The following is a 22903-nucleotide window of genomic DNA, read 5'->3' as shown; positions in this document are numbered from 1 at the left end:
TACCTCAGGATTCGAGGATGCCGGCCTCGAGGAAGGCCGGATTGCGTACGAGTGTTGCGACGTCGAGCTTGAGCCAGCGATGACCCTGCACGTCGCTGAGGACGGTGCTCACCCAGGGTCTCGGGTCGGCTTCATCCTCGGGGGTGAATTCTTCGGGGCTGCGCAGGCCGGCGGCGCGGGTGAACAGCAGGGCCATGCCGCTGCCGTGACTCGCGCCGACCAGCAGCACGCGCGCGCTGCCGCCGGGGGCGATCGCCTCGCCTGACTGGAACAGCGAGAAATCGATGACGCCGCACAGGTTGCCACGCACGTTGACCAGCCCTCGATACCACGGCTGCGTCATCGGCACGCCGGCAATCGGCGGCACGGGCAGTACTTCGCCGGTGTCGGCGAGGTCGATCAGCCAGTTTTCGGAAGGGGTCTGCAGGCCGAGCAGCGTGCGGCGCTCGCTATCGCGGGATTCCGCGAGCCGTCGCGCAAGACTCTCCTGGAATTCGCGCAGGCTGACGCGCCGTGCCATGCGTCAGCCCAGGCTCTTGATGCGGGACAGCAGTTCGGGGTGATCCAGCGGCTTCACGAGGTAGTCGTGAGCGCCTTGGCGCATGCCCCAGATACGGTCGGTTTCCTGACCCTTGGTGGTGCAGATGATGATCGGGATGGCGCGGGTGGCTTCGTCGCGCGAAATCGTGCGGGTGGCCTGATAGCCGTTCATGCCGGGCATGACCACATCCATCAGGATGAGGTCGGGCAACTCGGCCTTGCTGATGACGATGGCGTCTTCGCCGTTTTCGGCGGTGACCACTTCGTATCCGTTGGCGGTGAGCACTTCGGTCAGTGCGAAGCGTTCGGTCGGGGAGTCGTCGACGACGAGGATTTTCTTGATCGGCATTTCATTCATCCCACTACTGACATTCAGTCGGTTTGTTTCTGGCCGGCATGCTGAGCGACGGTCTTCAGCAGGCTGTCCTTGGTAAATGGCTTGGTGAGGTATTCGTCGGAGCCGGCCATGCGCCCGCGTGCGCGGTCGAAAAGCCCGTCCTTGGAGGAAAGCATGATCACCGGAGTGGCAGAGAAGCGCGCATTGCGCTTGATCAATGCGCAGGTCTGATACCCGTCCAGGCGCGGCATCATGATATCCATGAAAATGACATCTGGGTGGTGGTCGGCGATCTTGGCAAGCGCGTCGAAGCCGTCTTCCGCCAGCACGACTTCACAGCCAGCCTGGCCGAGAAAGATCTCGGCGCTGCGGCGGATGGTATTGCTGTCGTCAATGACCATTACCCTCAGGCCGGTCAGATCCATGTACAAATCCTCGTCACACGTTGGCTGGAAGGCCTTACGGGCAACGGCATATGCCGTCAGCTTTGACACGACTATGCGGCAGAAACGCCCCCTCCGCAATGTCTTGCTACAAGTTGCTGTGAATTAGCAACGCAGGCGTGAGGAAGCGCCTTAAATCTCCACCATTTCGAAGTCTTCCTTGCGCGCTTCGCACTCGGGACAGGTCCAGTTGGGGGGGACATCCTCCCAGCGGGTGCCGGGGGCGATGCCTTCGCCCGGCAGACCGGCTTCCTCGTCGTAGATGAAGCCGCAGATCAGACACATGTATTTCTTGAACTCGGGATTACTCATCGGGCGGGGTGCTCCGTGGCGTTTGACGGTAGAATCCGGGGCATCTTACCGTATTTTCCAGCCCCCGCCAGCGCAGCCAGAACCATGGAAAAGCGCCATGTTGCGCGGGGTTTCCGGAGTTTCCTCATGTCTGAAATTCTCGCCCGAGGCCTCTACCTCGTGACCCCCGATTGCCGTGACACCGGTGAATTGCTCGCCCGCCTGCAAGACGCCCTGGGCGGTCACCCAGCCATCGTTCAGTACCGCAACAAACTTGCCAGCGAAGAAGCCAAGCGCGAGCAGGCGGCTGCCGCTGCGGCGCTGGCGCATGCCGCTGGTGCCCTGTTCATCGTCAACGACAGTGTCGAGCTGGCGCTGGATGTCGGGGCCGACGGCGTGCACATCGGTAAGGACGATGGCGACATCGCTGCCGTGCGCAGCGCCTTTGGGGCCAATCGCATTCTGGGCGTGTCGTGTTACAACGAATGGGCGCGTGCCGAGCAGGCCGTGGCAGCCGGTGCCGATTACGTGGCCTTCGGTGCGATGTTCTCGTCTTCCGTGAAGCCCGAAGCGGTGCAGGCGCCGATCGATCTGGTACGCCGTGCCAAGGCCGAGCTGGCCGTGCCGGTGTGCTGCATCGGCGGCATCACGCTCGACAACGCGCCGCAGCTGGTCGAAGCCGGTGCCGACCTGCTGGCAGTGATTTCCGATGTGTTCAAGGCGCCGGACCCCGCCGCGCGCGCGGCCACCATCCAGGCCCTGTACGACTGATTCTGCGAGAGCCATGACCAAGCAAAACGAAAACCTGTTCGAGCGCGCCCAGCGCACCATCCCCGGCGGCGTCAATTCACCCGTGCGGGCCTTCAAGTCGGTCGGCGGCACGCCGCGTTTCATCGCCCGCGCAGAAGGCTCGAAAGTGTGGGATGCCGACGGCAAGGCCTACATCGATTACGTGGGCTCGTGGGGGCCGGCGATTGCCGGCCACGCCCATCCGGCCATCGTCGAAGCGGTGCGTGAAGCCGCCCTGAATGGTTTGTCGTTCGGTGCGCCGACCGAGGGCGAGATCGAGATGGCCGAGGCCATCTGCGAGCGCTTGCCGTCGGTGGAGATGGTGCGGCTGGTCAGCTCGGGCACGGAAGCCACGATGAGCGCGATCCGTCTGGCCCGCGGTTTCACCGGGCGCGACGCCATCATCAAGTTCGAAGGGTGTTACCACGGCCACGCCGACAGCCTGTTGGTGAAAGCCGGTTCGGGTCTGCTGACCTTCGGCAACCCGTCTTCGGGGGGCGTGCCGGCCGATTTCGCCAAGCACACCATCGTGCTCGACTACAACGATCTCGATCAGGTGGAGGAAGTGTTCAAGGCGCGCGCCGACGAAATCGCCGCGATCATCGTCGAGCCGTTCGCCGGCAACATGAACCTGATCAAACCGCGCCCCGGTTTTCTCGAAGGCCTGCGCGAGCTGTGCACGCAGTACGGCGCCGTGTTGATCTTCGACGAGGTGATGACGGGCTTTCGCGTAGGCCCCCAGGGTGTGCAGGGCCTTACCGGCGTGACGCCGGACATCACCACGTTGGGCAAGGTCATCGGTGGTGGCATGCCGGTGGGCGCGTTCGGCGGGCGGCGCGACATCATGCAGTGCATTGCCCCGCTGGGCAGTGTCTATCAGGCCGGCACGCTGTCGGGCAGCCCGGTGGCGGTGGCAGCCGGCTTGGCCTCGCTGAAGATTCTTGGTGAGCCGGGTTTTTACGAGCGCCTCGAAGCGCGCACCAATCGTCTCGTCACGGGCTTGCAGGCGGCGGCTAATCGCGTCGGTCTGCGTTTCTCTGCCGATGGTGTGGGCGGCATGTTCGGCGTGTATTTTGCCGACGCGGTGCCGGCCTCGTTCGCTGAAGTCATGGCGTGCGACAAGGAAGCGTTCAACCGCTTCTTCCATGCCATGCTCGACGCCGGCCATTACTTTGCGCCGTCGGCATTCGAGGCTGGCTTTGTGTCGATCGCCCACAGCGATGAGGACATCGACGCCACGCTGGGGCAGGCTGCCCGCGTGTTCGAGCAGATGGCGGGCTGAAGCTGCAGCGGCTGGCGCCGCTCACAACAGGAAGATCGTCGCCAGCCCGAGGAAGATCAGGAAGCCACCGGAGTCGGTCAGGCCGGTGACCATCACCGAACCGCCCAGCGCAGGGTCTTTGCCCAGGCGCATGCGGATCATCGGAATCAGCACGCCGGCACTGGCGGCGAGCAGCAGGTTCAGCGTCATGGCAGAGGTCATGACCACGCCGAGCTGCCAGCTCTCGTACAGCCACCAGGCCATCACGCCGAGAAAGCCGCCCCATACCACGCCATTGAACAGCGCCACGCCCATTTCCTTGCGCAGCAGGCGGCGCATGGCGCTCTGCTCGACCTGACCCATGGCGATGGCGCGCACGATCATGGTGATGGTCTGGTTGCCCGAGTTGCCGCCGATGCCGGCGACGATGGGCATCAGCGCGGCCAATGCCACGAGCTTTTCGATCGAGCCTTCGAACATGCCGATGACGCGTGAGGCGACGATGGCGGTGACCATGTTGATGGCCAGCCAGGCCCAGCGGTTCTTCACCGAATCCCACACCGAGGCGAAGATGTCTTCTTCTTCGCGCAGACCCGCGTTGCTGAGGATTTCCTGCTCGCTCTCTTCGCGGATGTAGTCCACCACGTCGGCCACGGTGAGGCGGCCGATGACGCGCTTTTCGGAATCCACCACCGGCGCCGAAACCAGGTCGTAACGCTCGAAGGCCTGGGCCGCCTCGCCAGCGTCATCTTCCGGAACGAAGCTGATCACCGGCTCGGTGCCCATGACCTCCGAGACTTCCATTTCCGGGTCGTGGATGAGCAGGTTCTCGAGGGTCAGGATGCCGCGCAGGTGCTCGTCGCGATCCACCACGAAGAGCTTGTCGGTGTGGTCGGGAAGCTCTTCGAAGCGGCGCAGGTAGCGCAGCACCACTTCGAGCGAGACGTCTTCGCGCACCGTCACCATGTCGAAGTCCATCAGCGCGCCGACGGTGTCCTCGGGGTAGGACATGGCCGCGCGCAGTTGCTCGCGGCCTTCGGTGTCGAGCGACTGATAGACGTCCTGGATGATTTCCGGTGGCAGGTCCGGTGCGAGGTCGGCAAGCTCGTCGGCATCGAGGCTTTCGGCCGCGGCCTTGAGCTCGTCGGAGTCCATCGTCTCGATGAGCGACTCGCGCACCGCATCGGAGACTTCCAGCAGGATCTCGCCGTCGCGCTCGGCCTTGACCAGGTTCCACACGAACAGGCGGTCTTCGAGCGGCAGCGCCTCGAGGATGTAAGCGATGTCGGCAGGGTGCATGCCCTCGAGCAGATCCTGCAACTCGCCCAGATGCTGGCGGTGGATCAGCCCTTCGACGATGTCCTGCCGAGCCATGTCCTGGCGGTGCACCAGATTTTCGACCAGCCGATGGCGCGCGAGCAGCTCCTGCACCGCGCGCAGATGCTGCTGGACGTCATCAGGGTAGTGCTGCTGCTCTTCAGCGGACATGAGGCTCTCGGCGCGTGCGTGGCTGCAGGCGCGATTTTACGGACTTGTGCGTTGCGAAGCGACCGCAGAATGTTGCGGGTCTCGCGTGCGCTCAGTCGGGAACGCGGGTGTAGATCATGCGCCTGCGCACGCTTTCGGCGTGCGAGGCCAGCCGCGGGCCGAAGGCATCGGCATAGCGCCGCGGGTTGGGCAGCATCACGGCCATTTGAGTGGCCTCGACCGGGCCCAGGCGATCGGCCGATATGCCGTAATGCGCGCGCGCGGCGGCCTCGGCGCCGAAGACGCCGTCGCCCCATTCGACGGTGTTGAGATACACCTCGAGAATGCGCTGCTTGCTCCAGGTGGTTTCGATCATCACCGTGATGATGGCTTCCTGCACTTTGCGCACGTAGCTGCGCTTGGGCGACAGGAAGAGGTTCTTGGCCAGTTGTTGCGTGATGGTCGAGCCGCCCGAGGCGCGGGTGCCGCGCGAGCGATTGCGCTCGATGGCGCGCTGGATGCCGGTCCAATCGAAGCCGTAGTGCTCCATGAAGCGGTCGTCTTCGGCGGCCACCACGGCGCGTTTGAGATGCGTCGAGATGCCGCGGTAGGGAACCCAGCGGTGGTCGAGCGTGGCGCGCGGATTCTGCTCGCGCAGTTCGGCAAGGCGGATACGCATGAAGCTGGTCGTGTCCGGGTCGTTGGTGCGCCACCACAACACCTGCGCAAAGAACCACGCCTGTATCAGCAGCAGCGCGAGCAGGATGGCCCCGAAGGCGAGCGCCACGCGGCGCAGGCTGCGTTTCATCGCGCGTCGAGCTGGCTGCGCAGGGCAGCCAGCACCGGTGCGGTGAGTGGGCGAACGCCGCGCCACAGCAGGAAGCTTTCAGCGGCCTGCTCGACCAGCATGCCGAGTCCGTCGGCCAATCGTGCGGCGCCGGCCAATCGTGCGGCGGCGAGAAACGCCGTGTCGCCGCGGCCGTACATCATGTCGTAGGCCAGCGATTGCGGTGAGTACACGCCGGCTGGCAGTTCCGGCGCCTGGTCGGACAGGCTGGAAGCGGTGGCGTTGATGACCAGATCGAAGCTTTGGCCGGCAAGGTCGCTGAAGCCGCAGCCCGACAAGGCCGTGTCGCCGGCGTGTGCCGTGAAGCGCTCGACCAGTTCCGTCGCGCGCGACACGGTGCGGTTGGCGATTACCAGCGCGCCCGGCTGCTCGGCGAGCAGTGGCAGGACGGCGCCACGCGCCGCACCGCCCGCACCCAGCAGCAGCACGCGTGTGCCGGTCAGCGGGTGGCCCAGGTTGTGCATCAGGTCGCGCACCAGCCCGGCGCCGTCGGTGTTGTCGCCGTAGATGCCTTCGGCGTCGAAGCGCAGTGTGTTGACCGCACCGGCGGCCTCGGCACGCGGCGACAGCGTGCGGGCCAGCGCGTGCGCTTCGAGTTTGAAGGGCACGGTCACGTTCAGGCCACGGCCGCCATTGCGGGCGAAGGCTTCGACCGTGGCAACGAAGCCGTCGAGCGGGCCGAGCAGCGCCTCGTAACTCAGGCGCTGGCCGGTTTGGGCCGCGAATGCGGCGTGAATCTGCGGTGATTTGCTGTGGGCAATCGGGTTGCCGATGACTGCGTAGCGGTCCATGGTCAGCGTGTTCTCAGCTGGTTGGAGTTGGTGAAGGACCAGGTGCGGGTGATCTCGATGATATCGGTGTCGGCGCGGATGTCGGGTGGGAACGGGGCGTAAGGCGCGGCCATGCGCACGATGTTGACGGCCGCCTTGTCGAGCACGTCGTGACCCGAGGAGCGGTCCACCTCGACACGCTCCACCGTGCCATCGGCGCGAATCGCCACGGTCAGCACCAGTGTGCCGTAGGTCTGGCCGCGCGCAGCTTCCGGGTAGTTGAGCGTGCCGATGCGTTCGACCTTCTGACGCCAGTCTTCGGCGTACTGGGCAAAGCGGTGCTCGCGCGCGCGCGCTCCGATCTGAACCTTGCGCGGGCGCTTCGAGAACTCGTCCAGGCGCCGGTCGATCTGTGCTTCGAGGCGCGCGATGGCAGCCACCGAATCCTGCAGATCAAGGCCGGACAGCGAGCGCGGCGCGGGCTTGGGGGCGGCCTCGGGTTGCGGCGTCGGGGCGGGCGGGGACTTTGGTGCCGGCTTGGGCGCCGGGGCCGTGGCCGGTTTGGTCGCGGACGGAGGCTCGGATCTGGTTTCCGGTTGCGGTGTTTCGGCGGTTGCGGGTGCACGTGCAGGGCGATCCGGGTTTGTCAGCACGGGTGTCGGCTCCGACGGTGTCGCCGGGGCGGCGGCGGATTCCGGGGCCGTGCTTTCGGGCAGGTCGGATGCCGCGGCCGGCGCCGGGGCTGCGCTTTGTGCATCGGCCAGCGCGTCGCCGGGTGCGTCTTGCTGGCGCGGTGGCGTGGGGGTCGAGGGGCGTGCCTCTTCGGAGCTGGTGCCGCCGCCGTCGAGGTTGGCCTGTGCGAGGACGTCGGCCGTGTCGGGCGCTCGCTCGCGTTTGGCGTTTACCAGCACGACTTCAAGTTGCTGCGCTTGTTGGCGTTGTGGCGGCGTCGCGGGCTTCGAGAAGTGGATGCTCAGCGCGACGACATGCAGCAGCAGCGAAATGAGCAGCGCGATGGGCAGAGGCAGGCCGGCCCCGTGGTCGCGGGTGTTCGCGCGCGAGCGCGAGAGCAGCGGGACACGGGCCAGGAGCGTCATGGACGGATCAGTTGCCTTCGAAAAGAGCCTCGCCCACTTCCTCGGGGTCCGGCTCGGACAGCGTTTCGAGGTGGCGGGCGTCCAGCTCCAGGTCGACCAGGTCGCTGCCTTCGAGCGCCAGACGCACCTGCGCGCCCGGCATCTGCAGTGGCATGGAGGGCACCTTGACGACCATCGGTGTGTGGTCGATGCGCACCACATTGTCGCGCAGCACGCGGGCGGTGATGTCGGGCTCTTCGCGCTGACGCAGCCAGCGCAGGCACCAGTAACGCTCCATCATGCGCTGGAATTCGGCGTAGGCCGAATACGTCAACTCGAAGTCGCGCATGGCCGCCATCAATTCGGTCGAGCGCGGCGCGAAGGTGGGCGTTTCGGAGCGGATCACCGCCATGATCTGCCACTGGTTCACGAGGTCGACGTAGCGGCGCAGCGGCGAGCTGGACCATGCGTAGCAATCCACACCCAGCGCGTCGTGCGGCTCGGCGTGCGTGCTCATGCGCACCTTGCCGCCGTTCTGCACGCGATACAGGCCGGGCACGCCGGCTTGGTCGAGCATCTTGCCCCAGGTGGCGTTAGCGTGAATCATCAGCTCGGCCACGAGCTTGTCCATCGGTGAGCCGCGCTTGCGATCGCTGATGGTGACGCGGCCGGGGCCGTCGGCGGTGTCGAGCGTCCAGTCCACGAAGAAGCTGTAGTCGACCTGATCCGAATTGGCGCTGGGCTTGCCGCGGCCAGCTTCCAGCACCGTGGCCAACTCCCACAGCAGCACCAGTTCGCGCTTCCACGGGAAGTCGGGCACGTTCTCCTGAGCCAGCGTGGTTTCGTTGAAGAACGGCTCGATGTCGTGGTGGCGCAGGTTGGCCGCCACCGGAATGCGTTCGACCTTGCTTTCGAAGGCGGTGACGGCCAGCGCCGGGCTGACGTCGAGATACAGCGAAACCGCCGGGCACTCGCGGCCGGCGGCCAGCGTAAAGCGCTCGACCACGGCGTCGGGCAGCATGGTGATCTTGTTGCCCGGCATGTACACCGTCGACAGGCGCCGCCGCGCAATCGCGTCAAGCGCCGAGCCGCGCTCGAAGCCCAGGCCCGGCGCGGCGATGTGGATGCCGATGCGCCAGCCGCCGCCGTCACGCGGCGTGACCGAGAAGGCGTCGTCGATCTCGGTGGTGGTGGCGTCGTCGATGGAGAAGGCGGCCACCTGGGCCAGCGGCAGCTCGGCCAGATCGACATCGGGCAGTTCGAACTCCGGGAAGGCTTCGCCTTCGGGGAAGTTCTCGAACAGGAAGCGCTTGTAGTGGAAGTCGTAGCTCGAGCGCAGCGCACCGCATTTGAGCAGCAGGCGTGGCGCCGAAAGGCCGGTGTCGACGCAGGCGGCCTCCAGTGCTTTTACCTCGGAGCGGTTGCGGTCCGGGCGATACAGCACTTGCTCGACCATGCCCTGCAGCTCGGCCGGCAGCGTGCCGGCGACCAGCTCGGCGCGCATGCGCTCGATGGCTTCGGCCTGCAGGCGCTTTTTCTCCAGCCCGGCCAGCGCGGCTTGCAGGATGTCCGGTGGTGCCTTGCGGAAGCGGCCACGGCCCTTGCGGTGAAAGTGGATGGGCGACGAATGCAGGCGCAGCAGCAGCGCGGCGGACTCCACCGCGGACGGCGTGTGGCCGTAATACTCGGCCGCGAAGGTGGCGAAATCGAATTCATCGTCGCCGCAGACTTCCCACAGAAAATCGGTTTCCAGCGCTTCGGCATCGCGCTCGGCACGTTCCATCAGCTCGCCCGGAGCCGGCTCACGAAAGCGCATCAACACGTGCGAGCTCTTCAGTTTGAGCCGCTTGCCGTGGGTGGTTTCAATCTGCAGGGAGGCGTCGTTGTCGGTCAGGATCGTGCCTGCCTTGAACGCGCCGCTGTCTTCGAAAAGGACAAACATCCGGGTCGCCGAGAGGAAATGAGCGTGCTAGTTTAGCAGGGTCGTTGCCGTCCGCCCGGCGCGCCAGCCCCGTATTTGCGCACGTATACTGCGTATTGCCGCCCACCCAGCCTGCTGCGGGAACCCGCGCCGCAAAACACCGTCGATTCGTTCAGGAGAAGCCCATGCCCGCCTGTCGCCCCGTTTCCGCGACCCCCTTGCAACGCAGCCTGTTCGTGGTGTTTGCCGGCATGTTGCTGGCGCTGACCTTGCTGGCCCAGCCGGCGCATGCCGACGATGAGCCCAAAGTGGTTTATCACGCCGATTTTTCCGACCCGCGGCGCTTCAGCGCGATGCTCACGAGCATCAACAACATGGTGACGCATTATCAGAACGAACTCGTCGATTACGACGTGCGCATCGTTTTCGTGGCGCATGGCATCCGCTTCGTGACGGACGACAAGTTGGCCGGTACGCCGTTCGAGGAAGATGCCGAGATGGCCGAACGGCGCGAGAACAACGCCAGCCGCCTCAAGGCGCTGAACAGTGTGCAGGGCGTGAGGCTGGAGCTGTGCGACATCACCCGCGCGCAGATCGGACTGGCCGAGGACAAGCTCTATGAGGGCGTGACGATGGTGAAGTCGGGCGTGGTGCGCATTGCCGAGCTGCAGCAGAAAGAGGGTTTTGCCTACATCAAGATCGAGTGACGGCCGGCCCGTCGATTGTCAGGTTTTCAAGTAAAAAGGGAAGAGTATGTCTGGACAAGCCATGTGGGCACTGATCATCGTTGCGGTCATCACCGCTGCGCTGCTGGGATTTTTCTTCGGGCGTGTGAGCACCAAGGGCATGCAGCAGAAGTTGCGTGAAACCGAGCACGAACTGGCGCGCAAGGATGCCGAGATCTCCAGCTACAAGCAGGAAGTGGATGCCCACTTCGACAAGACCGCCACCCTTTTCATGTCGATGGCGGGGTCGTACAAATCCTTGTTCGAGCACTTGTCGACTGGCTACGAGCGTCTGTCCGATCAATCTTCACGCGACCTCTTCCGCGAGCGTGTCGCCACGCTGCTGCTCGATGGTCCGCCGGCCGCCACCGTGGTCGCGGAAACCCCGGAGCCGGCAGACTTCGTTGCCACGGCAGTGCCCGATGAAGTGCCCGAGTCCCAGCCCGAGTCCGAGGCGGAGGCTTTCCTCAAGGAGCCTGAGTCCGGCCCGGTGGCGCCGGCCGACATGGCCGAATCCGAAGAGCGCGAAGCGCAGAAGGTCGATCCGGTGCAGGCCGATGCCGAGGCGGCTGCGGCAATGGACGCCGAGCGCCGTGAGCCGGCGGAGCATGCGTTGCCGGAAGCTGCTGATGCTCCATCCGACGTTGAAGTTCCACCGGCCGAGCCGGTGCGCAAGGGCTGAGCGTTCAGTTCAGTCCGGCGAACTCGATGATTTCGTCGAGATAGTCGTTCCAGCGTGAAAAGCCGTGGTCGCCGCCTTCCAGCACGGTCTGGCGGCCGCCGCGGTATTTCGCCACTGCATGGCGGTAATCCAGCACCTCGTCGCCGGTCTCTGCCAGCAGCCAGTAGCGTGTCGGATCGCTCAGCGTCGTGGTGTCGATGGCGCGCAACTGATCGACGTGCTCCATCGTGAAGTCAAAACTTTCCCCTGAATACAGATTGGTCTGCACGCCCGTCCACGGCGCCAGATCCAGCGGCGCGACCACCGCCGGGTTCACCACCACGGCACGCAGCCCGTGGCGTTCGGCCATGAAGGTGGCGTAGTAGCCCCCTAGAGAGCTGCCGACCAGCGTGGGCGCGATGCCGGGCGTGTGCTCGGGCGCCTCCATAATGGCGCGCTCGATCAGCGCGATGGCGTGGGCCGGTACATGTGGCAATTGCTGGCACCAGAAGGCGTGGCCGAGGCCGCGCTGTTCCATGCGTCGCTTGAGTGCTTGCGCCTTGTGCGAGGCGGGGGCGGAGCGGAAGCCGTGCAGGTAGATGATCATCAGGGTCGGGTCAAGGATTCGAGACGGGTCAGCCAGGTCATGGCGTATTCGCGTTGCTCGCCACACATTTCGGGCGACGGCGAGAGCCCGCTGCAGCAGGCCGGGCGCTCGGGCTGGCCGAAGATGCGACAGCGCAGTTCTTCATCGAGTTGAACGCAGGCGATGCCGGCCGGCTTGCCGTGCGGCATGCCGGGGATGGGGCTGGAAATCGAGGGCGCCGTGCAGCAGGCGGCGCAGCCGGGTCGGCACTCCATGCCCGGTTCAGGCTGCGCTGACGCGTGCCCACCACGCCAGAATGGCCTCACGCTCGGGCGGCAGCAATTCACCGTAGCCGCCGCAAAACTCCTGCCACTCCGGCATGAAGCGTTCGCCCACCGCGGTGAGCAGCGGAATCCCGGCGGCCACCACCAGGCCGATTTCTTCACGCAAACCGCTGCCGAGCGCTTCCTGCGCGCCGAACTTGTTCACGCAGATGAGCTCGGCGCCTTCATCGACGGCGCGGCGGATGGCTACTGCGGCGTGCGCCAGCGAGGCCGGGTCGAGCCGGCACGCCTCCGAGCCCTTGCCAAGCGCTTGCGACAGCGAAAAGCGTTGTCCATCGCTGAGGTTCTCGAGTTCCATGCCGCACGGGTCGTCGATGGCCATGCCCACATCATGCTGCAGCACGCCACCGAGCTTCACGCCTTGCTGAGCGAGGGCGTGTGCCACCTCCAGCATCAGGTCTTCCAGCGCGTCTTCTGGTGTGTACAGAATGGCAGCGAGCGGGGCAGGGGTTTCGTTCATGGCCGTGTGTGGGCGTCGGATGTGAGGATTGTCGCACTGCAGCGCAGTGCGCGCGACTGCTTGTGAGTGGGGTTTCTTTCATATGTCGTTTAAAGCATAAAAACTGAATATCAAATTCTTTTGAAAGCTGAGGCGCTGCGGGTACCGTGCCAATCCTGCCCAACACTCGCCTTGCAGGCGCCTCATGCTGCCCGAATCCTTGCACGCTGCTTTTGTCGGTTTCGTCCTGATCGCACTGTTCGTCGCGTTCGTGCGCGAATGGCTCAAGCCGGAAGTGGCGGTGATGTGCGCGGTGGCGCTGCTGCTGGCGCTGGGGTTGCTGCAGCCGGGGCAGGTGTTGGGGGTGTTCGGCAACAGTGCGCCGGTGACGATCGCCTGTCTGTTCATCATCAGCGGAGCCTTGTCGCGCACCGGCTGTGTGGACCGTCTGGGCGACTGGCTCGCCGCGCTGGCCGGCAACAGCGAGCGGCGTCTGCTGCTGGCCATGCTGGGTGTCGGCGTGCTGGTGTCGCCGTTCATCAACAACACCCCGGTGGTGATGGTGATGATTCCTGCCGTCATCGCCATCTGTGCGCGGCGTGGCATCGCGCCCTCGCGCCTGCTGATCCCGCTGTCCTACGCGACGATTCTGGGCGGGCTGATCACCATGGTGGGCACCTCGACCAACATCCTGGTCGACGGCGTGGCGCGCAACATGGGGCTCGAGCCCTTCCACATGTTCGAGATCAGTGCGCCGGCCATCGTGCTGGCCCTGGTGGGCTGCATCTTCATGTACTTCTTTGCGCCGCGGCTGCTGCCTTCGCGCGAGACGCTGACGCAGCAATTCACCGGTAGTGGTGATCGCCTGTTCATGACCGAGCTGTTCGTGCCCGAAGGCTCGCGGCTGGCCGGGCGCACGCTCAAGGACGCGCGCCTGTCCAACGGCACCATCAAGGTGCTGACGTTGTTCCGCGGGGACGACGAATACTCCGCGCCTTCGCCCGGCATGTTGCTGGTAACCGGCGACCGGTTGGTGGTGCACAGCCGCAGCAAGGGCATGATGGACCTGCGCAGCACCGATCTGGTCGGGCTGCAGTCGGCAGGCGGCGGCGAACACGATCTGGAGACCTTGCGCCGCCGTGGCGTGGTGATGGTCGAGGCCATCGTGGGCTCGACTTCGCGCTATGTGCAGCGCCCGATCCGCGATCTCGATCTGGCGGCGCGTTACGGCATTCACCTGATTGCCGTGCACCGCAAGGACGCCTCCATCGAAGACATCGGTGACGACTTCCAACTGCAGTTCGGCGATGTGCTGCTGGTCGAAGGCACGCCGGCGCAAATCAAGCGCTTCTGCGACAACGGCGATCTGTTCGCCATCACCGACGGCAAGGCGCCGGCCAACCGTCAGGCCAAGGCCCCCATCGCGCTGGCGACCATCGTCGGCGTGATGCTGCTGGCGGCCTTCAACGTGATGCCCATCGAAGGCCTGGCGATGATCGGTGCGGCGGTGGTGATCGCCACCGGCTGCATTCGCTCGGACGAGGCCTGGAAGGCCATCGAGTGGCCCATCATCGTGCTGATCTTCGGCATGCTGGCCTTGTCGATCGCCATGCGTGAATCGGGTCTGGCGGACCTGATGGCGAGCGGTCTGGTGTGGGCAGGCGACGGCATGAATCCGTGGATGATGCTGGCGCTGGTGATTCTGCTGACTTCGATTGCCACGGAATTCGTCAGCAACAACGCCGTCGCGGTACTGTTCACTCCGGTCGTCATCGGCGTGGCGCAGCAACTCGGCGTCGATCCGCGTCCGTTCGTGGTCGGGGTGATGTTTGCGGCGAGTGCCAGCTTCGCCACGCCGATCGGCTATCAGACCAACACGCTGGTGTACAACGCCGGCAACTACCGCTTCACCGATTTCGCGCGCATCGGCATTCCCATGAACCTCGTCGTGTGGGTGCTGGCCAGCGTGCTGATTCCCGTGTTCTGGCCGCTGCAGCCGGTGTGATCGGGGCCAGCCGGAGAGCGGCTGTGGGCATTGTTCGAAGAGCCCGGCTTTCAGGAGAACATCCCGCATGATCGATTCCATACTGCTCAGCGTCGCGCGCATCCTCACCTTCAACGGTGCAACTACGCTGACCAACGCCACCGGCTTTTTCTTCGAGCGCGACGGGCGCTTGTTTCTGGTGTCGAGCCGGCACGTGTTCTTCGACGGGCCGAGCGGGCACGCGCCGGATCGCATCGAGATCGAAGTTCATGTGGATGCCGACAACGTCGCGGATTCCGTTCAATACTCGATTCCGCTGTACCGGGACGGCGCATCGTTGTGGCGCCAGGGTGAGGACGAGGCCGGCGAGATCGACGTGGCCGTCATCGAGATCGAACGCCCGGCCTTGCCGCCCAGCGCCGTGCTGGAAGCCTTCGGGCCGGAGCACCTGTGGCAGCCCGAAGATCGCGTCGAGGTCGGCTCGTCGGTGCTGGTGGTGGGTTTTCCGCTGGGTTTCCACGACACGTTGCATCACTTGCCCGTGGTGCGCCATGCCGGCATCGCCTCGTCGTTCGGCCTGCGCTTTCAGGGTGAGGGTTATTTCCTGACCGATGCGCGCACCCACCGCGGCGCCAGCGGCGCGCCGGTGGTGATGCGCAAGCCGGATGCCGACGCTGCGGGCCAAAGCCTGCCGTGGCGGTTGCTGGGTGTGCACTCGGCACGCCTCGATGTGGGCTCGCGCGACACCGAGCTGGATGAGGCGCTGGGCCTCAACTGTGCGTGGTACGCCGATGTGGTGATGGCGCTTACGGCGTCCTGAGAGGGCGGTGTCTGAAGCAAAACGGGCTGCGCAAGGCAGCCCGTTTCAAGTGTGCTCTCAGGTTCGGGTGCTCAGCGCCACAATGCGTGGAAGTGATGCACCGGGCCGTGTCCGCTGCCCACCGTGAGCTGGCCGGATGCGGCAATGCCGCGCAGCAGGTAGTCGCGTGCCACGCGCACGGCGCTCTCCACCGGCGCGAGGGTGTCAGCCGACTGCGGCAGCAGTGCGGCAATCGCGGAAGACAGCGTGCAGCCGGTGCCATGCGTATTCTTGGTTTCGATGCGCTGCGCCTGCAGTTCGATCATGCGGTCGCCGTTGAACAGCAGATCGGTCAGATCGCCGCCGGGCAGGTGGCCACCCTTGAGCAGCACCCAGCGCTCGGACGAAGTCGGCAGCATGTCGCGCAGGCGTTCTGCGGCGCGATACATGCTCTTCAACGAATCGGGCTCACTGCATTCGAGCAGCACGCCGGCTTCGGGTAGGTTGGGCGTGATCATGAAGCTCTGCGGCATCAGTGCCTCGCGCAGCATCGCCACGGCTTCGCGCGCCAGCAGGTGGTCGCCGCTCTTGGCCACCATGACCGGGTCGCACACCACGAACGGCGCCTTGTGCTGCTCCAGACGGTCGGCCACGGTGCGCACGATGTCGGCGGTGCCGAGCATGCCGATCTTGACGGCATGGATGGCGACATCGGCAAACAGCGTGTCGATCTGCAGTTTGAGGAAGTCGACGGGCGGCGTGTGCACGCCGGTGACGGCCTGCGTGTTCTGCGCGGTCAAGGCGGCGATGACGCCGCAGCCATAGGCGCCCAGCGCCGAGAAAGCCTTGAGGTCGGCCAGCACGCCGGCGCCACCACTGGGGTCGACGCCGGCGATGCTGACTACGTTCGGAATGCTGCGGCTCATGAGCGCGCTCCCCGGTTAGAGACAGTCTGTGGGGTGCTGCCGGGCCGACAGGTGCAGGTGCGCATGGAGCGTTTTCCTACGCCGGTGCTAACCGGGTCAGGTTCCAAGGGTATTTTCTCAGCCTGCCGCAGCGACGGCGGGCACCCCCAACGAAGCTGCGCAGGTTAGCGCAGCCGCCCCGTCGTGACAACCGCAGGCGGCCCGCTGCGCGGCGAAGCTCAGCTGCTCCACACGCCGGACAGTGCGATCACGCCGAGTACCGCGAAAAGACAGGCGGCTATGCCATGCACCAGGCGTGTCGGCATGCGGTGCGCCAGTCGGTCGCCGATCAGTACGGCGGGCACGTTGGCGATCATCATGCCCAGCGTGGTGCCCACCACGACCGCCACGAAAGCTTCGTATTGCGCGGCGAGGGCAACCGTGGCGACCTGCGTCTTGTCGCCCATTTCGGCGAGGAAGAAGGCGATCAGGGTGGTGCCGAAGATGCCGAGGCCGCTTTTGACCTGCACGTCTGCGTCGTCGAGCTTGTCGGGGATCAGCGTCCAGATGGCCATCGCGATGAAGCCGATGCCGAGGATCCAGCGCAGCGTGTCCGGCCCGATGACGCTGGTGAGCCAGGTGCCGACGGCACCCGCGAAGGCATGGTTGGCGATCGTCGCCACGAAGATGCCGAGCACGATGGGCGCGGCACGCCGGTAGCGAGCGGCGAGCATGAAGGCGAGCAGTTGGGTTTTGTCGCCGATTTCGGCCAGCGCAACGATGCCGGTGGAAACGAGAAAGGCTTCGAACGGAAAGTCAGGGAAATTCATGATGTCCTCCGGGCCGTAGCGTTAACCGATGACCGGCGCGCTCCCGGCCCGAACAGCGGAGTGCGTCGGTCAGCGGTCTTGCCAGGCTGGAGGGCGCTCGCAGTAGTTGAAAACTGCGGAGGCGACACCTCGGGCTGAATGCGCCATGTCCGATGGACAAGTATGTTGACGCGTCCCTTCCGCCGGGGCGGAAGCGGCTACTCCCCGATGACGGTGCGAATTCTATCCGAGGAATGAATTCGTGCGCACGGAATCTTTCGAATCCATGCGTTGCGTTAAAGAAATGCGCGCTTCGCGCCGTTGTAGCACTCGGGTACCCAATTCATTCACCGACGAATCGACATGCACTCTTGCCTCGGCCGTGCCTTTGCGGCGTTAGCGCTGGCTTTGCCGCTTGCTGCCTCAGCCGTCGACGACGACTGGGTGACGATCTCGCGCGACGGCAGTCGGGAGATCCAGGTGGACCGGGCAAGCGTGATTCCGTCGGATGCGGGCACCAAGATCGCCTGGGCGCGCATGGTGATGGCGCCCGAGGAAGCCGAACGTGCCGGCTACACCGCGGTGCTGGCGCTGAACCGCTTTGATTGCCTGAATCGGGGCTTCCTCACGGTGCGTCGTCGTTACATCGACGAGCGCAATGTGGTGCTGCGCGAGGAAGAGGTGCGTGATCAGACCATGCGTCCGGTGGCTCGCGGTGGGGTGGATGATCGGCTGTGGCGGGAGATCTGCCGGCCGCCGTCCAGCAGCGATCTGGTGTCGCTGGCCGGCGAGGCCGACCGCATCGCCGCCGCACTCGAAACATTGCCGTCTGCGAAGCCGGTGACCGTTGCAACGGCCGCTCCGGTGCCGGTTGCCGGCCCGGCACCCGCCGCGCCCGAGCCAGGCGTTTCCGCGCCTGCAGCGCCGGCCGTCGTGCCGCCTGCCGCGGCTGTGCCCCCGCCCGCGCCTCCTCAACCTGCAGCGCCTCCAGCGCCGTCCAGCTCCCCCCGGGTTGCCCCGCGCCATCCGCTGCCGGATTGGGATTACGGTGACCTGTACGGCCCCCAGCAGTGGGGGCTGATGCGGCCGGACTGGGCGGTGTGCAGGGAGGGCAAGCGCCAGTCGCCGATCGAGCTGCAGTCGGGGTTGGTGGTGCAACTCGAGCCGGTCGAGTTCGACTATGCGCCGACGTTGTTCCGCGTCATCGACACCGGTCGGTTGCTGCGCGTCCAGACCGGAGCGGGGCTGGGGGCACGTATCCGCGGCGAGCGTTACGAGCTGATTTACGTCGAGGTGCATCGCCCCGGGCAAGAGCGTGTGGATGGCGTTGTGCACGACCTGTCGGTGGATCTGCATCACCGTTCGGCCGACGGACGCATGGCCGTGGTGTCGGTCCAGTTCCGAGCCGGCACGGCGCCCAATCCGGTGCTCACCACATTGCTGTCGGCGCTGCCGCTGGAGCGCGGCGCTCAGTACGGGCCGGATTTCAGCATCGACCTGCGCCCCTTGTTACCGGCTGACCCGGCGCATTTCATGTATTCGGGTTCGCTGACTTCACCGCCGTGCACCGAGGGCGTGCTGCGCGTGGTGATGAAGCAGCCGATGGAGGTTTCGTGGGAGCAGCTTGGCGTGATTTCGCGTCTGCATCCGCCCAGCGCCCGTCCGCTGCAGGACGGCTTCGACCGCCGCGTGCTGGAGTCGCGCTGAGCGGCAGTGTGTGGCTCGGGTGCCGTTTCAACGGCGCTTTGTGGTGGCCATCAGATAGGCCGCGATGGCCGCGGCCATCAACAGCATGAACAACCAAGCCATGCGACCATAGGCCTCGTTTGCGCCGATCAGCAAAGCCACTGCCAGTGGTGCCACGGCTTTGGCGAAGAATGCCGGTTGGGCCAGCCGGCCCATCAGGCTGCCGTAGGTGGCGCGCCCGAACAGCTCCGCGGGCACGGTGCCGCGCACGATGCTCAACACGCCATTGGCAAGGCCATAGACGCATGCGCAGGCAAAGGCCAGCATGGGAGCCGCGCCGGCCAGGCTCAGCAGCAGCATGGCGAGCAGCATCACCACCAATGAAGCCAGCCCCACGCGCACCGCTGGCAGCTCGCGCGCGAAGCTGAATTCCAGAATACGGCCGACCACCTGCATCGGGCCGATCATCGAAGCAGCGGCGATGGCCGTTGCCGCCTCCAGCCCGCTTGCGCGCAGCGCGCCCACCACGTGCGCCGCCATGCCCGACACCACGAAGGCTGCCAGGGTGAACGCCGTCGCCAGCCACAGCAGCTGTGTGCGCTGGGCAGCGCTGGCCTCGGCCGACGGCGCTGCAGTGGCTGCGGGAGTGGGCAGTGGCCTCGGTTTGGGCAGAAGCCAGTGCAGCGGCAGGCACACCACAAGGTGCAAGGCCGCGAACACCCAGAACGCTGCACGCCAGCCGGCAATCCCCTCGATCCACCAGGCCAGCGGCCAGAATACCGTGCTGGCCAGCCCGCCCATCAGCGTCAAGGCTGTAAGCGCCTGGCGATAACGCGTGCCGGCGAACTGCGAAAGAGCGGCGAATGAAGCGTCGTACAAGTTGGCGGACATTGCCAGGCCGGCAATGATCCAGCCCAGGAAAAACAGCAGCGGCCCATCCGCCAGCGCCACCAGCGCCATGGCCAGCGCAGCCAGCACCGAGCCGCCCGCCATCACCTTGCCACCACCGATGCGGTCGATGGCACGGCCGACCGTCGGAGCGGCCAGGCCGGAAAAGCCCAGCCCCAGCGAGAACGCGCCGAACACCATGCCGGTGCTCATGTCGAGCTCGGTCGAAATGGAGGGCGCGAGCACTGCGATGCCATAGGTGAGCGTGCCCCAGGCGATGATCTGCGTCGTGCCAAGCATGGCCACGGGCGCCCACAACGGGCCGTCACTGCTGGGCGAAGGGGGGGAGGAGGGGGGCACGAGGGCTACGCCTGAAGGGGACGAGGCATTTTAGCGCGCGTGTTCTGAGCGGAGGTTTGTGCAAACGCGCATCGTAATGAGAATGCGTATCACTAGTGTGATAATATCCGCGCTCATTTCAGACGCGCCGTGCTGCCTGCGGTGCTTTTTCAGGGAGATCCCCATCCGATGAAGCTCCGACTTTCAGGTGGCGTCTTTGCCGCCGCGCTGTTGTGCATGACCCCCGCATTGGCCGCCGACACGCGCGAGGCGGTGGTCAGCCACTACGCCGACACCGCTCAGGCCATGTACTCCGACGCCCTGACCAGTGCGCAGAGCCTGCAGAAGGCCGTGAAGCAACTGACTGCCAAGCCGAGCGAGAAGAGCCTGGCTGCGGCGCGCAAGGCGTGGATCACGGCACGTGAGCCGTATCAGCAGACCGAAGTGTTCCGCTTCGGCAACCCCATCGTGGACGACTGGGAAGGCAGCGTGAATGCCTGGCCGCTCGACGAAGGTCTGATCGACTACGTCGATGCTTCGTACGGCACGGCATCGGACGAAAACCCCCTGTACATCGCCAACGTCATCGGCAACAAGCAGATCCGCTTCGGCGCAGATGTGATCGACGCCAGCGAGATCACTGCCGAACTGCTGAGCGAAGATCTGCACGAGATCGGCGGCGTCGAGGCCAACGTGGCCACCGGTTATCACGCCATCGAGTTTCTGCTGTGGGGCCAAGATCTGAACGGCACCGGGCCGGGCGCCGGAGATCGGCCGTGGACCGACTTCGCTCAGGGCAAGCAGTGCACCAACGGCAACTGCGACCGCCGTGCGCGTTATCTGGAGGTCGCCACCCAACTGCTCATCGACGACCTTGAGTGGATGGCCGCGCAGTGGGGTGCCAAGGGCGAAGCGCGCAGCGCGCTGAGTGAAGGCGGCGTCGACAAGGCGCTGGCTGCCATGCTGACCGGTTTCGGCAGCCTGTCGTACGGGGAGCTGGCGGGCGAGCGCATGAAGCTCGGCCTGATGCTGCACGACCCGGAAGAGGAGCACGACTGCTTCTCCGACAACACCCACAACGCGCACTACTACAACGTCGTCGGCATGCGTGCGATGTACTTCGGCAACTACAAGCGCATCAATGGCAGCCAACTCAAGGGGCCGGCGCTGGCGGACCTGGTGGCAGCGAAAGACAAGGCCTTGGCCGAGGAATTGAAGGCGCGCCTCGACGCCACGTATGCCGCGATGCAAGCCATGAAGAAACGCGCAGAAACGGTCGAGGCCTATGACCAGATGATCGGTGAGGGCAATGCCGAGGGCAACGCCGTGGTGCAAGCCGCCATCGACGCGCTGACCGAGCAAACACGCAGCATCGAGCGTGTGGTTGCGACGCTGGGTTTGCAGCCGATCGCCTTCGAGGGCTCCGACAGCCTCGACGACCCGGAAGCCGTATTCCAGTAATCCATTCACGGGCGCGCAAGTCGCGCCCGTTTTCGTTCGCACGCATGAAACTCCATACCCTGCCGTTTGTAGCCGTATTCGTTGCCTGTGCCCTGCAGGCTTCCCCAACCGCCGTGGACCCGCAAGAGGCGGCGCGCATCGCGCGCGTCACGGCGCCCACCACCGACTTTTCCAGCGCCGAAGCCTTCGAGCGCAATCCTGCCGGCGCTGCAACCGTTTCCGGGATCATCAATACCAGCAGCTTTTCGCACCCCTCGGGCAACATGAGCTTCGAGCGGCAGCTCGACTTCCGCATCGGCGATGGCATCTTCCGCAAGCTGTGGGTGTCGGCGCCTAGTTCCACTCAGTCGTCCAACGGCCTCGGGCCGTTGTTCAACGCCCGTTCCTGTCAGTCATGCCACGTGAAGGACGGGCGCGGCGCACCGCCGCAGGGTGACGAGGCCGCCGTGTCGATGTTCCTGCGCCTGTCGATTCCGCCGCAGACCGACGCCGATCGCGCCGCGCTGGAGAGCCGCCGCAAGGCCGTCATCCCCGAGCCGACTTACGGCGGCCAACTGCAGAATTTCTCCGTGCAGGGTGTGCCGGCCGAGGGGCGCATGGCCATCGAGTACGACGAAGTGGCCGTGACGCTTGCCGACGGTGAAGTGGTGCATCTGCGCAAACCCAGCTACCGCGCCACTGACCTCAACTACGGTCCGATGCATCCCGAGGCGATGCTGTCGCCGCGCGTGGCGCCGCCGATGATCGGCATGGGTTTGCTGGAGGCTATTCCCGAGGCCGCGATTCTGGCCAATGCCGACCCGGACGACGCCAACGGCGACGGCATTTCCGGCCGCCCCAACTTCGTGTGGAGCGATGAGCTTGGCCGTGTGGCGCTCGGCCGCTTTGGCTGGAAGGCCGGCAAGGCCGGCATTGCCGACCAGAGCGCGCACGCCTTCGCCGGCGACATCGGCATCTCTTCGCATCTGGTCAATTCGCCGTGGGGGGATTGCACCGCAGCCCAGACGGCCTGCCGCGAAGCACCGCACGGTCTGCACCCCGACGAGGGCGTGGAAGTCACCCGCCAGATGTTCGACCTGACGGTGTTCTACTCGCGCAACCTTGGCGTGCCGGCGCGCCGCGATGTCGATGCGCCCGATGTGTTGGCCGGCAAGAAGGCGTTTTACGAGAGCGGCTGCGTGTCGTGCCATCAGCCTAAGTTCGTCACCCAGCGCGACTCGATCGAGCCCGAGCAATCCTTCCAGTTGATCTGGCCGTACTCCGACCTGCTGCTGCACGACATGGGCGAAGGGCTGGCTGACCACCGCCCCGAAGGCGATGCCAGCGGTCGCGAATGGCGCACGGCGCCGCTGTGGGGGCTGGGCCTGACCGAAACGGTCAGCGGCCACACCTTCCTGCTGCACGACGGCCGTGCCCGCAACGCGCTGGAAGCCATCCTGTGGCACGGCGGCGAAGCGCAGGCCGCGCGCGACCGCGTGGTGGCCATGCCCCGCGCCGAGCGCGAAGCGCTGCTCACCTTCCTCAATTCCCTGTGA

General features: G+C 65.6%; 24 protein-coding genes and 2 riboswitches. Of the genes, 9 read left to right on the top strand and 15 right to left on the bottom strand.

The window, feature by feature from the left end; genetic code table 11:
* Positions 1-4: 4 nt before the first annotated feature.
* The 4 genes from AC6H0W_RS00245 to AC6H0W_RS00230 form a co-directional block, all read right to left on the bottom strand.
* On the bottom strand, positions 5-520 hold the full coding sequence (locus tag AC6H0W_RS00245) for a chemotaxis protein CheW (RefSeq protein ID WP_497575098.1): 516 nt from the start codon (positions 518-520) through the stop codon (positions 5-7).
* Between the two features lie 3 nt (positions 521-523).
* Positions 524-889 (bottom strand): response regulator, encoded by a 366-nt coding sequence (locus AC6H0W_RS00240; protein ID WP_497575097.1) that lies wholly within the window; start codon positions 887-889, stop codon positions 524-526.
* A 23-nt stretch (positions 890-912) separates the two neighbouring features.
* Entirely contained in the window at positions 913-1302 is a 390-nt protein-coding gene (locus AC6H0W_RS00235; RefSeq protein WP_497575096.1) for a response regulator, read from the bottom strand.
* 150 nt (positions 1303-1452) lie between these two features.
* The gene (locus AC6H0W_RS00230) at positions 1453-1605 is read right to left on the bottom strand and encodes a rubredoxin (protein WP_497576170.1); all 153 of its coding nucleotides are present in this window, start codon (positions 1603-1605) and stop codon (positions 1453-1455) included.
* 153 nt (positions 1606-1758) lie between these two features.
* Here AC6H0W_RS00230 and thiE point away from each other — a divergent pair, with 153 nt between their 5' ends.
* Both thiE and hemL read left to right on the top strand, forming a co-directional pair.
* Positions 1759-2382, top strand: a complete 624-nt coding sequence (gene thiE, locus AC6H0W_RS00225) for a thiamine phosphate synthase (protein WP_497575095.1) — start codon at positions 1759-1761, stop codon at positions 2380-2382.
* Between the two features lie 13 nt (positions 2383-2395).
* Positions 2396-3682 (top strand): glutamate-1-semialdehyde 2,1-aminomutase, encoded by a 1287-nt coding sequence (gene hemL, locus AC6H0W_RS00220; protein WP_497575094.1) that lies wholly within the window; start codon positions 2396-2398, stop codon positions 3680-3682.
* A gap of 21 nt (positions 3683-3703) precedes the next feature.
* On the opposite strand, the gene mgtE is transcribed toward hemL, so the two are convergent.
* The 5 genes from mgtE to AC6H0W_RS00195 all read right to left on the bottom strand — a co-directional run bounded on the left by mgtE (position 3704) and on the right by AC6H0W_RS00195 (position 9763).
* The gene (gene mgtE, locus AC6H0W_RS00215) at positions 3704-5149 is read right to left on the bottom strand and encodes a magnesium transporter (RefSeq protein WP_497575093.1); all 1446 of its coding nucleotides are present in this window, start codon (positions 5147-5149) and stop codon (positions 3704-3706) included.
* A gap of 91 nt (positions 5150-5240) precedes the next feature.
* Positions 5241-5936: a monofunctional biosynthetic peptidoglycan transglycosylase gene (gene mtgA, locus AC6H0W_RS00210; RefSeq protein WP_497575092.1), complete on the bottom strand. Its 696-nt coding sequence runs from the start codon at positions 5934-5936 to the stop codon at positions 5241-5243.
* A complete protein-coding gene (gene aroE / locus AC6H0W_RS00205; protein ID WP_497575091.1) occupies positions 5933-6766 on the bottom strand; it encodes a shikimate dehydrogenase in 834 nt (277 codons plus the stop codon). The genes mtgA and aroE overlap by 4 nt, the downstream gene beginning before the upstream one ends.
* 2 nt (positions 6767-6768) lie before the next feature.
* Positions 6769-7842 (bottom strand): energy transducer TonB, encoded by a 1074-nt coding sequence (locus tag AC6H0W_RS00200; protein WP_497575090.1) that lies wholly within the window; start codon positions 7840-7842, stop codon positions 6769-6771.
* Between the two features lie 7 nt (positions 7843-7849).
* Positions 7850-9763 carry a ribonuclease catalytic domain-containing protein gene (locus tag AC6H0W_RS00195; RefSeq protein ID WP_497575089.1) on the bottom strand — a complete coding sequence of 638 codons (1914 nt, stop codon included), beginning with the start codon at positions 9761-9763 and terminating at the stop codon, positions 7850-7852.
* A gap of 164 nt (positions 9764-9927) precedes the next feature.
* On the opposite strand from AC6H0W_RS00195, the gene AC6H0W_RS00190 reads away from it, so the two are divergent.
* Together AC6H0W_RS00190 and AC6H0W_RS00185 are read left to right on the top strand one after the other, a co-directional pair.
* Entirely contained in the window at positions 9928-10449 is a 522-nt protein-coding gene (locus tag AC6H0W_RS00190; RefSeq protein WP_497575088.1) for a DsrE family protein, read from the top strand.
* A 61-nt stretch (positions 10450-10510) separates the two neighbouring features.
* Positions 10511-11149: a Z-ring associated ZapG family protein gene (locus AC6H0W_RS00185; RefSeq protein ID WP_497575087.1), complete on the top strand. Its 639-nt coding sequence runs from the start codon at positions 10511-10513 to the stop codon at positions 11147-11149.
* Positions 11150-11153: 4 nt separating this feature from the next.
* Here AC6H0W_RS00185 and AC6H0W_RS00180 read toward each other — a convergent pair whose 3' ends face one another.
* Genes AC6H0W_RS00180 through AC6H0W_RS00170 form a run of 3 tightly spaced genes read right to left on the bottom strand, consistent with a single transcriptional unit; the run spans position 11154 to position 12518 of the window.
* The gene (locus AC6H0W_RS00180) at positions 11154-11735 is read right to left on the bottom strand and encodes a YqiA/YcfP family alpha/beta fold hydrolase (RefSeq protein ID WP_497575086.1); all 582 of its coding nucleotides are present in this window, start codon (positions 11733-11735) and stop codon (positions 11154-11156) included.
* Positions 11735-11989, bottom strand: coding sequence for a YkgJ family cysteine cluster protein (locus tag AC6H0W_RS00175; RefSeq protein WP_497575085.1), 255 nt, complete (start codon positions 11987-11989; stop codon positions 11735-11737). The genes AC6H0W_RS00180 and AC6H0W_RS00175 overlap by 1 nt, the downstream gene beginning before the upstream one ends.
* Positions 11990-11996: 7 nt before the next feature.
* Positions 11997-12518 carry a DUF2478 domain-containing protein gene (locus AC6H0W_RS00170; RefSeq protein ID WP_497575084.1) on the bottom strand — a complete coding sequence of 174 codons (522 nt, stop codon included), beginning with the start codon at positions 12516-12518 and terminating at the stop codon, positions 11997-11999.
* A gap of 184 nt (positions 12519-12702) precedes the next feature.
* On the opposite strand from AC6H0W_RS00170, the gene AC6H0W_RS00165 reads away from it, so the two are divergent.
* Positions 12703-14502 (top strand): SLC13 family permease, encoded by a 1800-nt coding sequence (locus tag AC6H0W_RS00165; RefSeq protein ID WP_497575083.1) that lies wholly within the window; start codon positions 12703-12705, stop codon positions 14500-14502.
* 67 nt (positions 14503-14569) lie between these two features.
* Positions 14570-15301 (top strand): S1 family peptidase, encoded by a 732-nt coding sequence (locus tag AC6H0W_RS00160; protein ID WP_497575082.1) that lies wholly within the window; start codon positions 14570-14572, stop codon positions 15299-15301.
* A 71-nt stretch (positions 15302-15372) separates the two neighbouring features.
* Here AC6H0W_RS00160 and thiD read toward each other — a convergent pair whose 3' ends face one another.
* Positions 15373-16206 carry a bifunctional hydroxymethylpyrimidine kinase/phosphomethylpyrimidine kinase gene (gene thiD, locus AC6H0W_RS00155; protein WP_497575081.1) on the bottom strand — a complete coding sequence of 278 codons (834 nt, stop codon included), beginning with the start codon at positions 16204-16206 and terminating at the stop codon, positions 15373-15375.
* A gap of 56 nt (positions 16207-16262) precedes the next feature.
* Positions 16263-16364: riboswitch (TPP riboswitch) on the bottom strand.
* Positions 16365-16424: 60 nt separating this feature from the next.
* A complete protein-coding gene (locus AC6H0W_RS00150; RefSeq protein WP_497575080.1) occupies positions 16425-17015 on the bottom strand; it encodes a TMEM165/GDT1 family protein in 591 nt (196 codons plus the stop codon).
* A gap of 45 nt (positions 17016-17060) precedes the next feature.
* Positions 17061-17233, bottom strand: a riboswitch (yybP-ykoY riboswitch).
* 124 nt (positions 17234-17357) lie between these two features.
* Between AC6H0W_RS00150 and AC6H0W_RS00145 the strand changes: the two genes are divergently transcribed.
* Positions 17358-18701 (top strand): carbonic anhydrase, encoded by a 1344-nt coding sequence (locus tag AC6H0W_RS00145; protein WP_497575079.1) that lies wholly within the window; start codon positions 17358-17360, stop codon positions 18699-18701.
* A 27-nt stretch (positions 18702-18728) separates the two neighbouring features.
* Here AC6H0W_RS00145 and AC6H0W_RS00140 read toward each other — a convergent pair whose 3' ends face one another.
* Positions 18729-19928 (bottom strand): MFS transporter, encoded by a 1200-nt coding sequence (locus tag AC6H0W_RS00140; protein WP_497575078.1) that lies wholly within the window; start codon positions 19926-19928, stop codon positions 18729-18731.
* Between the two features lie 168 nt (positions 19929-20096).
* Here AC6H0W_RS00140 and AC6H0W_RS00135 point away from each other — a divergent pair, with 168 nt between their 5' ends.
* Both AC6H0W_RS00135 and AC6H0W_RS00130 read left to right on the top strand, forming a co-directional pair.
* On the top strand, positions 20097-21368 hold the full coding sequence (locus AC6H0W_RS00135; protein ID WP_497575077.1) for an imelysin family protein: 1272 nt from the start codon (positions 20097-20099) through the stop codon (positions 21366-21368).
* Positions 21369-21412: 44 nt separating this feature from the next.
* On the top strand, positions 21413-22903 hold the full coding sequence (locus AC6H0W_RS00130; protein WP_497575076.1) for a di-heme oxidoreductase family protein: 1491 nt from the start codon (positions 21413-21415) through the stop codon (positions 22901-22903).

It is taken from the genome of Pseudazoarcus sp. NS20, assembly GCF_059703745.1.
This window is presented reverse-complemented; position numbering and strand designations above follow the sequence as displayed.

What these genes read in the sequence shown, in the direction of transcription:
- AC6H0W_RS00245 (WP_497575098.1), bottom strand. Translation starts at nt 520, where the DNA reads ATGGCACGGCGCGTCAGCCTGCGCGAATTCCAGGAGAGTCTTGCGCGA.
- AC6H0W_RS00240 (WP_497575097.1), bottom strand. Translation starts at nt 889, where the DNA reads ATGCCGATCAAGAAAATCCTCGTCGTCGACGACTCCCCGACCGAACGC.
- AC6H0W_RS00235 (WP_497575096.1), bottom strand. Translation starts at nt 1,302, where the DNA reads ATGGATCTGACCGGCCTGAGGGTAATGGTCATTGACGACAGCAATACC.
- AC6H0W_RS00230 (WP_497576170.1), bottom strand. Translation starts at nt 1,605, where the DNA reads ATGTGTCTGATCTGCGGCTTCATCTACGACGAGGAAGCCGGTCTGCCG.
- thiE (WP_497575095.1), top strand. Translation starts at nt 1,759, where the DNA reads ATGTCTGAAATTCTCGCCCGAGGCCTCTACCTCGTGACCCCCGATTGC.
- hemL (WP_497575094.1), top strand. Translation starts at nt 2,396, where the DNA reads ATGACCAAGCAAAACGAAAACCTGTTCGAGCGCGCCCAGCGCACCATC.
- mgtE (WP_497575093.1), bottom strand. Translation starts at nt 5,149, where the DNA reads ATGTCCGCTGAAGAGCAGCAGCACTACCCTGATGACGTCCAGCAGCAT.
- mtgA (WP_497575092.1), bottom strand. Translation starts at nt 5,936, where the DNA reads ATGAAACGCAGCCTGCGCCGCGTGGCGCTCGCCTTCGGGGCCATCCTG.
- aroE (WP_497575091.1), bottom strand. Translation starts at nt 6,766, where the DNA reads ATGGACCGCTACGCAGTCATCGGCAACCCGATTGCCCACAGCAAATCA.
- AC6H0W_RS00200 (WP_497575090.1), bottom strand. Translation starts at nt 7,842, where the DNA reads ATGACGCTCCTGGCCCGTGTCCCGCTGCTCTCGCGCTCGCGCGCGAAC.
- AC6H0W_RS00195 (WP_497575089.1), bottom strand. Translation starts at nt 9,763, where the DNA reads ATGTTTGTCCTTTTCGAAGACAGCGGCGCGTTCAAGGCAGGCACGATC.
- AC6H0W_RS00190 (WP_497575088.1), top strand. Translation starts at nt 9,928, where the DNA reads ATGCCCGCCTGTCGCCCCGTTTCCGCGACCCCCTTGCAACGCAGCCTG.
- AC6H0W_RS00185 (WP_497575087.1), top strand. Translation starts at nt 10,511, where the DNA reads ATGTGGGCACTGATCATCGTTGCGGTCATCACCGCTGCGCTGCTGGGA.
- AC6H0W_RS00180 (WP_497575086.1), bottom strand. Translation starts at nt 11,735, where the DNA reads ATGATCATCTACCTGCACGGCTTCCGCTCCGCCCCCGCCTCGCACAAG.
- AC6H0W_RS00175 (WP_497575085.1), bottom strand. Translation starts at nt 11,989, where the DNA reads ATGGAGTGCCGACCCGGCTGCGCCGCCTGCTGCACGGCGCCCTCGATT.
- AC6H0W_RS00170 (WP_497575084.1), bottom strand. Translation starts at nt 12,518, where the DNA reads ATGAACGAAACCCCTGCCCCGCTCGCTGCCATTCTGTACACACCAGAA.
- AC6H0W_RS00165 (WP_497575083.1), top strand. Translation starts at nt 12,703, where the DNA reads ATGCTGCCCGAATCCTTGCACGCTGCTTTTGTCGGTTTCGTCCTGATC.
- AC6H0W_RS00160 (WP_497575082.1), top strand. Translation starts at nt 14,570, where the DNA reads ATGATCGATTCCATACTGCTCAGCGTCGCGCGCATCCTCACCTTCAAC.
- thiD (WP_497575081.1), bottom strand. Translation starts at nt 16,206, where the DNA reads ATGAGCCGCAGCATTCCGAACGTAGTCAGCATCGCCGGCGTCGACCCC.
- AC6H0W_RS00150 (WP_497575080.1), bottom strand. Translation starts at nt 17,015, where the DNA reads ATGAATTTCCCTGACTTTCCGTTCGAAGCCTTTCTCGTTTCCACCGGC.
- AC6H0W_RS00145 (WP_497575079.1), top strand. Translation starts at nt 17,358, where the DNA reads ATGCACTCTTGCCTCGGCCGTGCCTTTGCGGCGTTAGCGCTGGCTTTG.
- AC6H0W_RS00135 (WP_497575077.1), top strand. Translation starts at nt 20,097, where the DNA reads ATGAAGCTCCGACTTTCAGGTGGCGTCTTTGCCGCCGCGCTGTTGTGC.
- AC6H0W_RS00130 (WP_497575076.1), top strand. Translation starts at nt 21,413, where the DNA reads ATGAAACTCCATACCCTGCCGTTTGTAGCCGTATTCGTTGCCTGTGCC.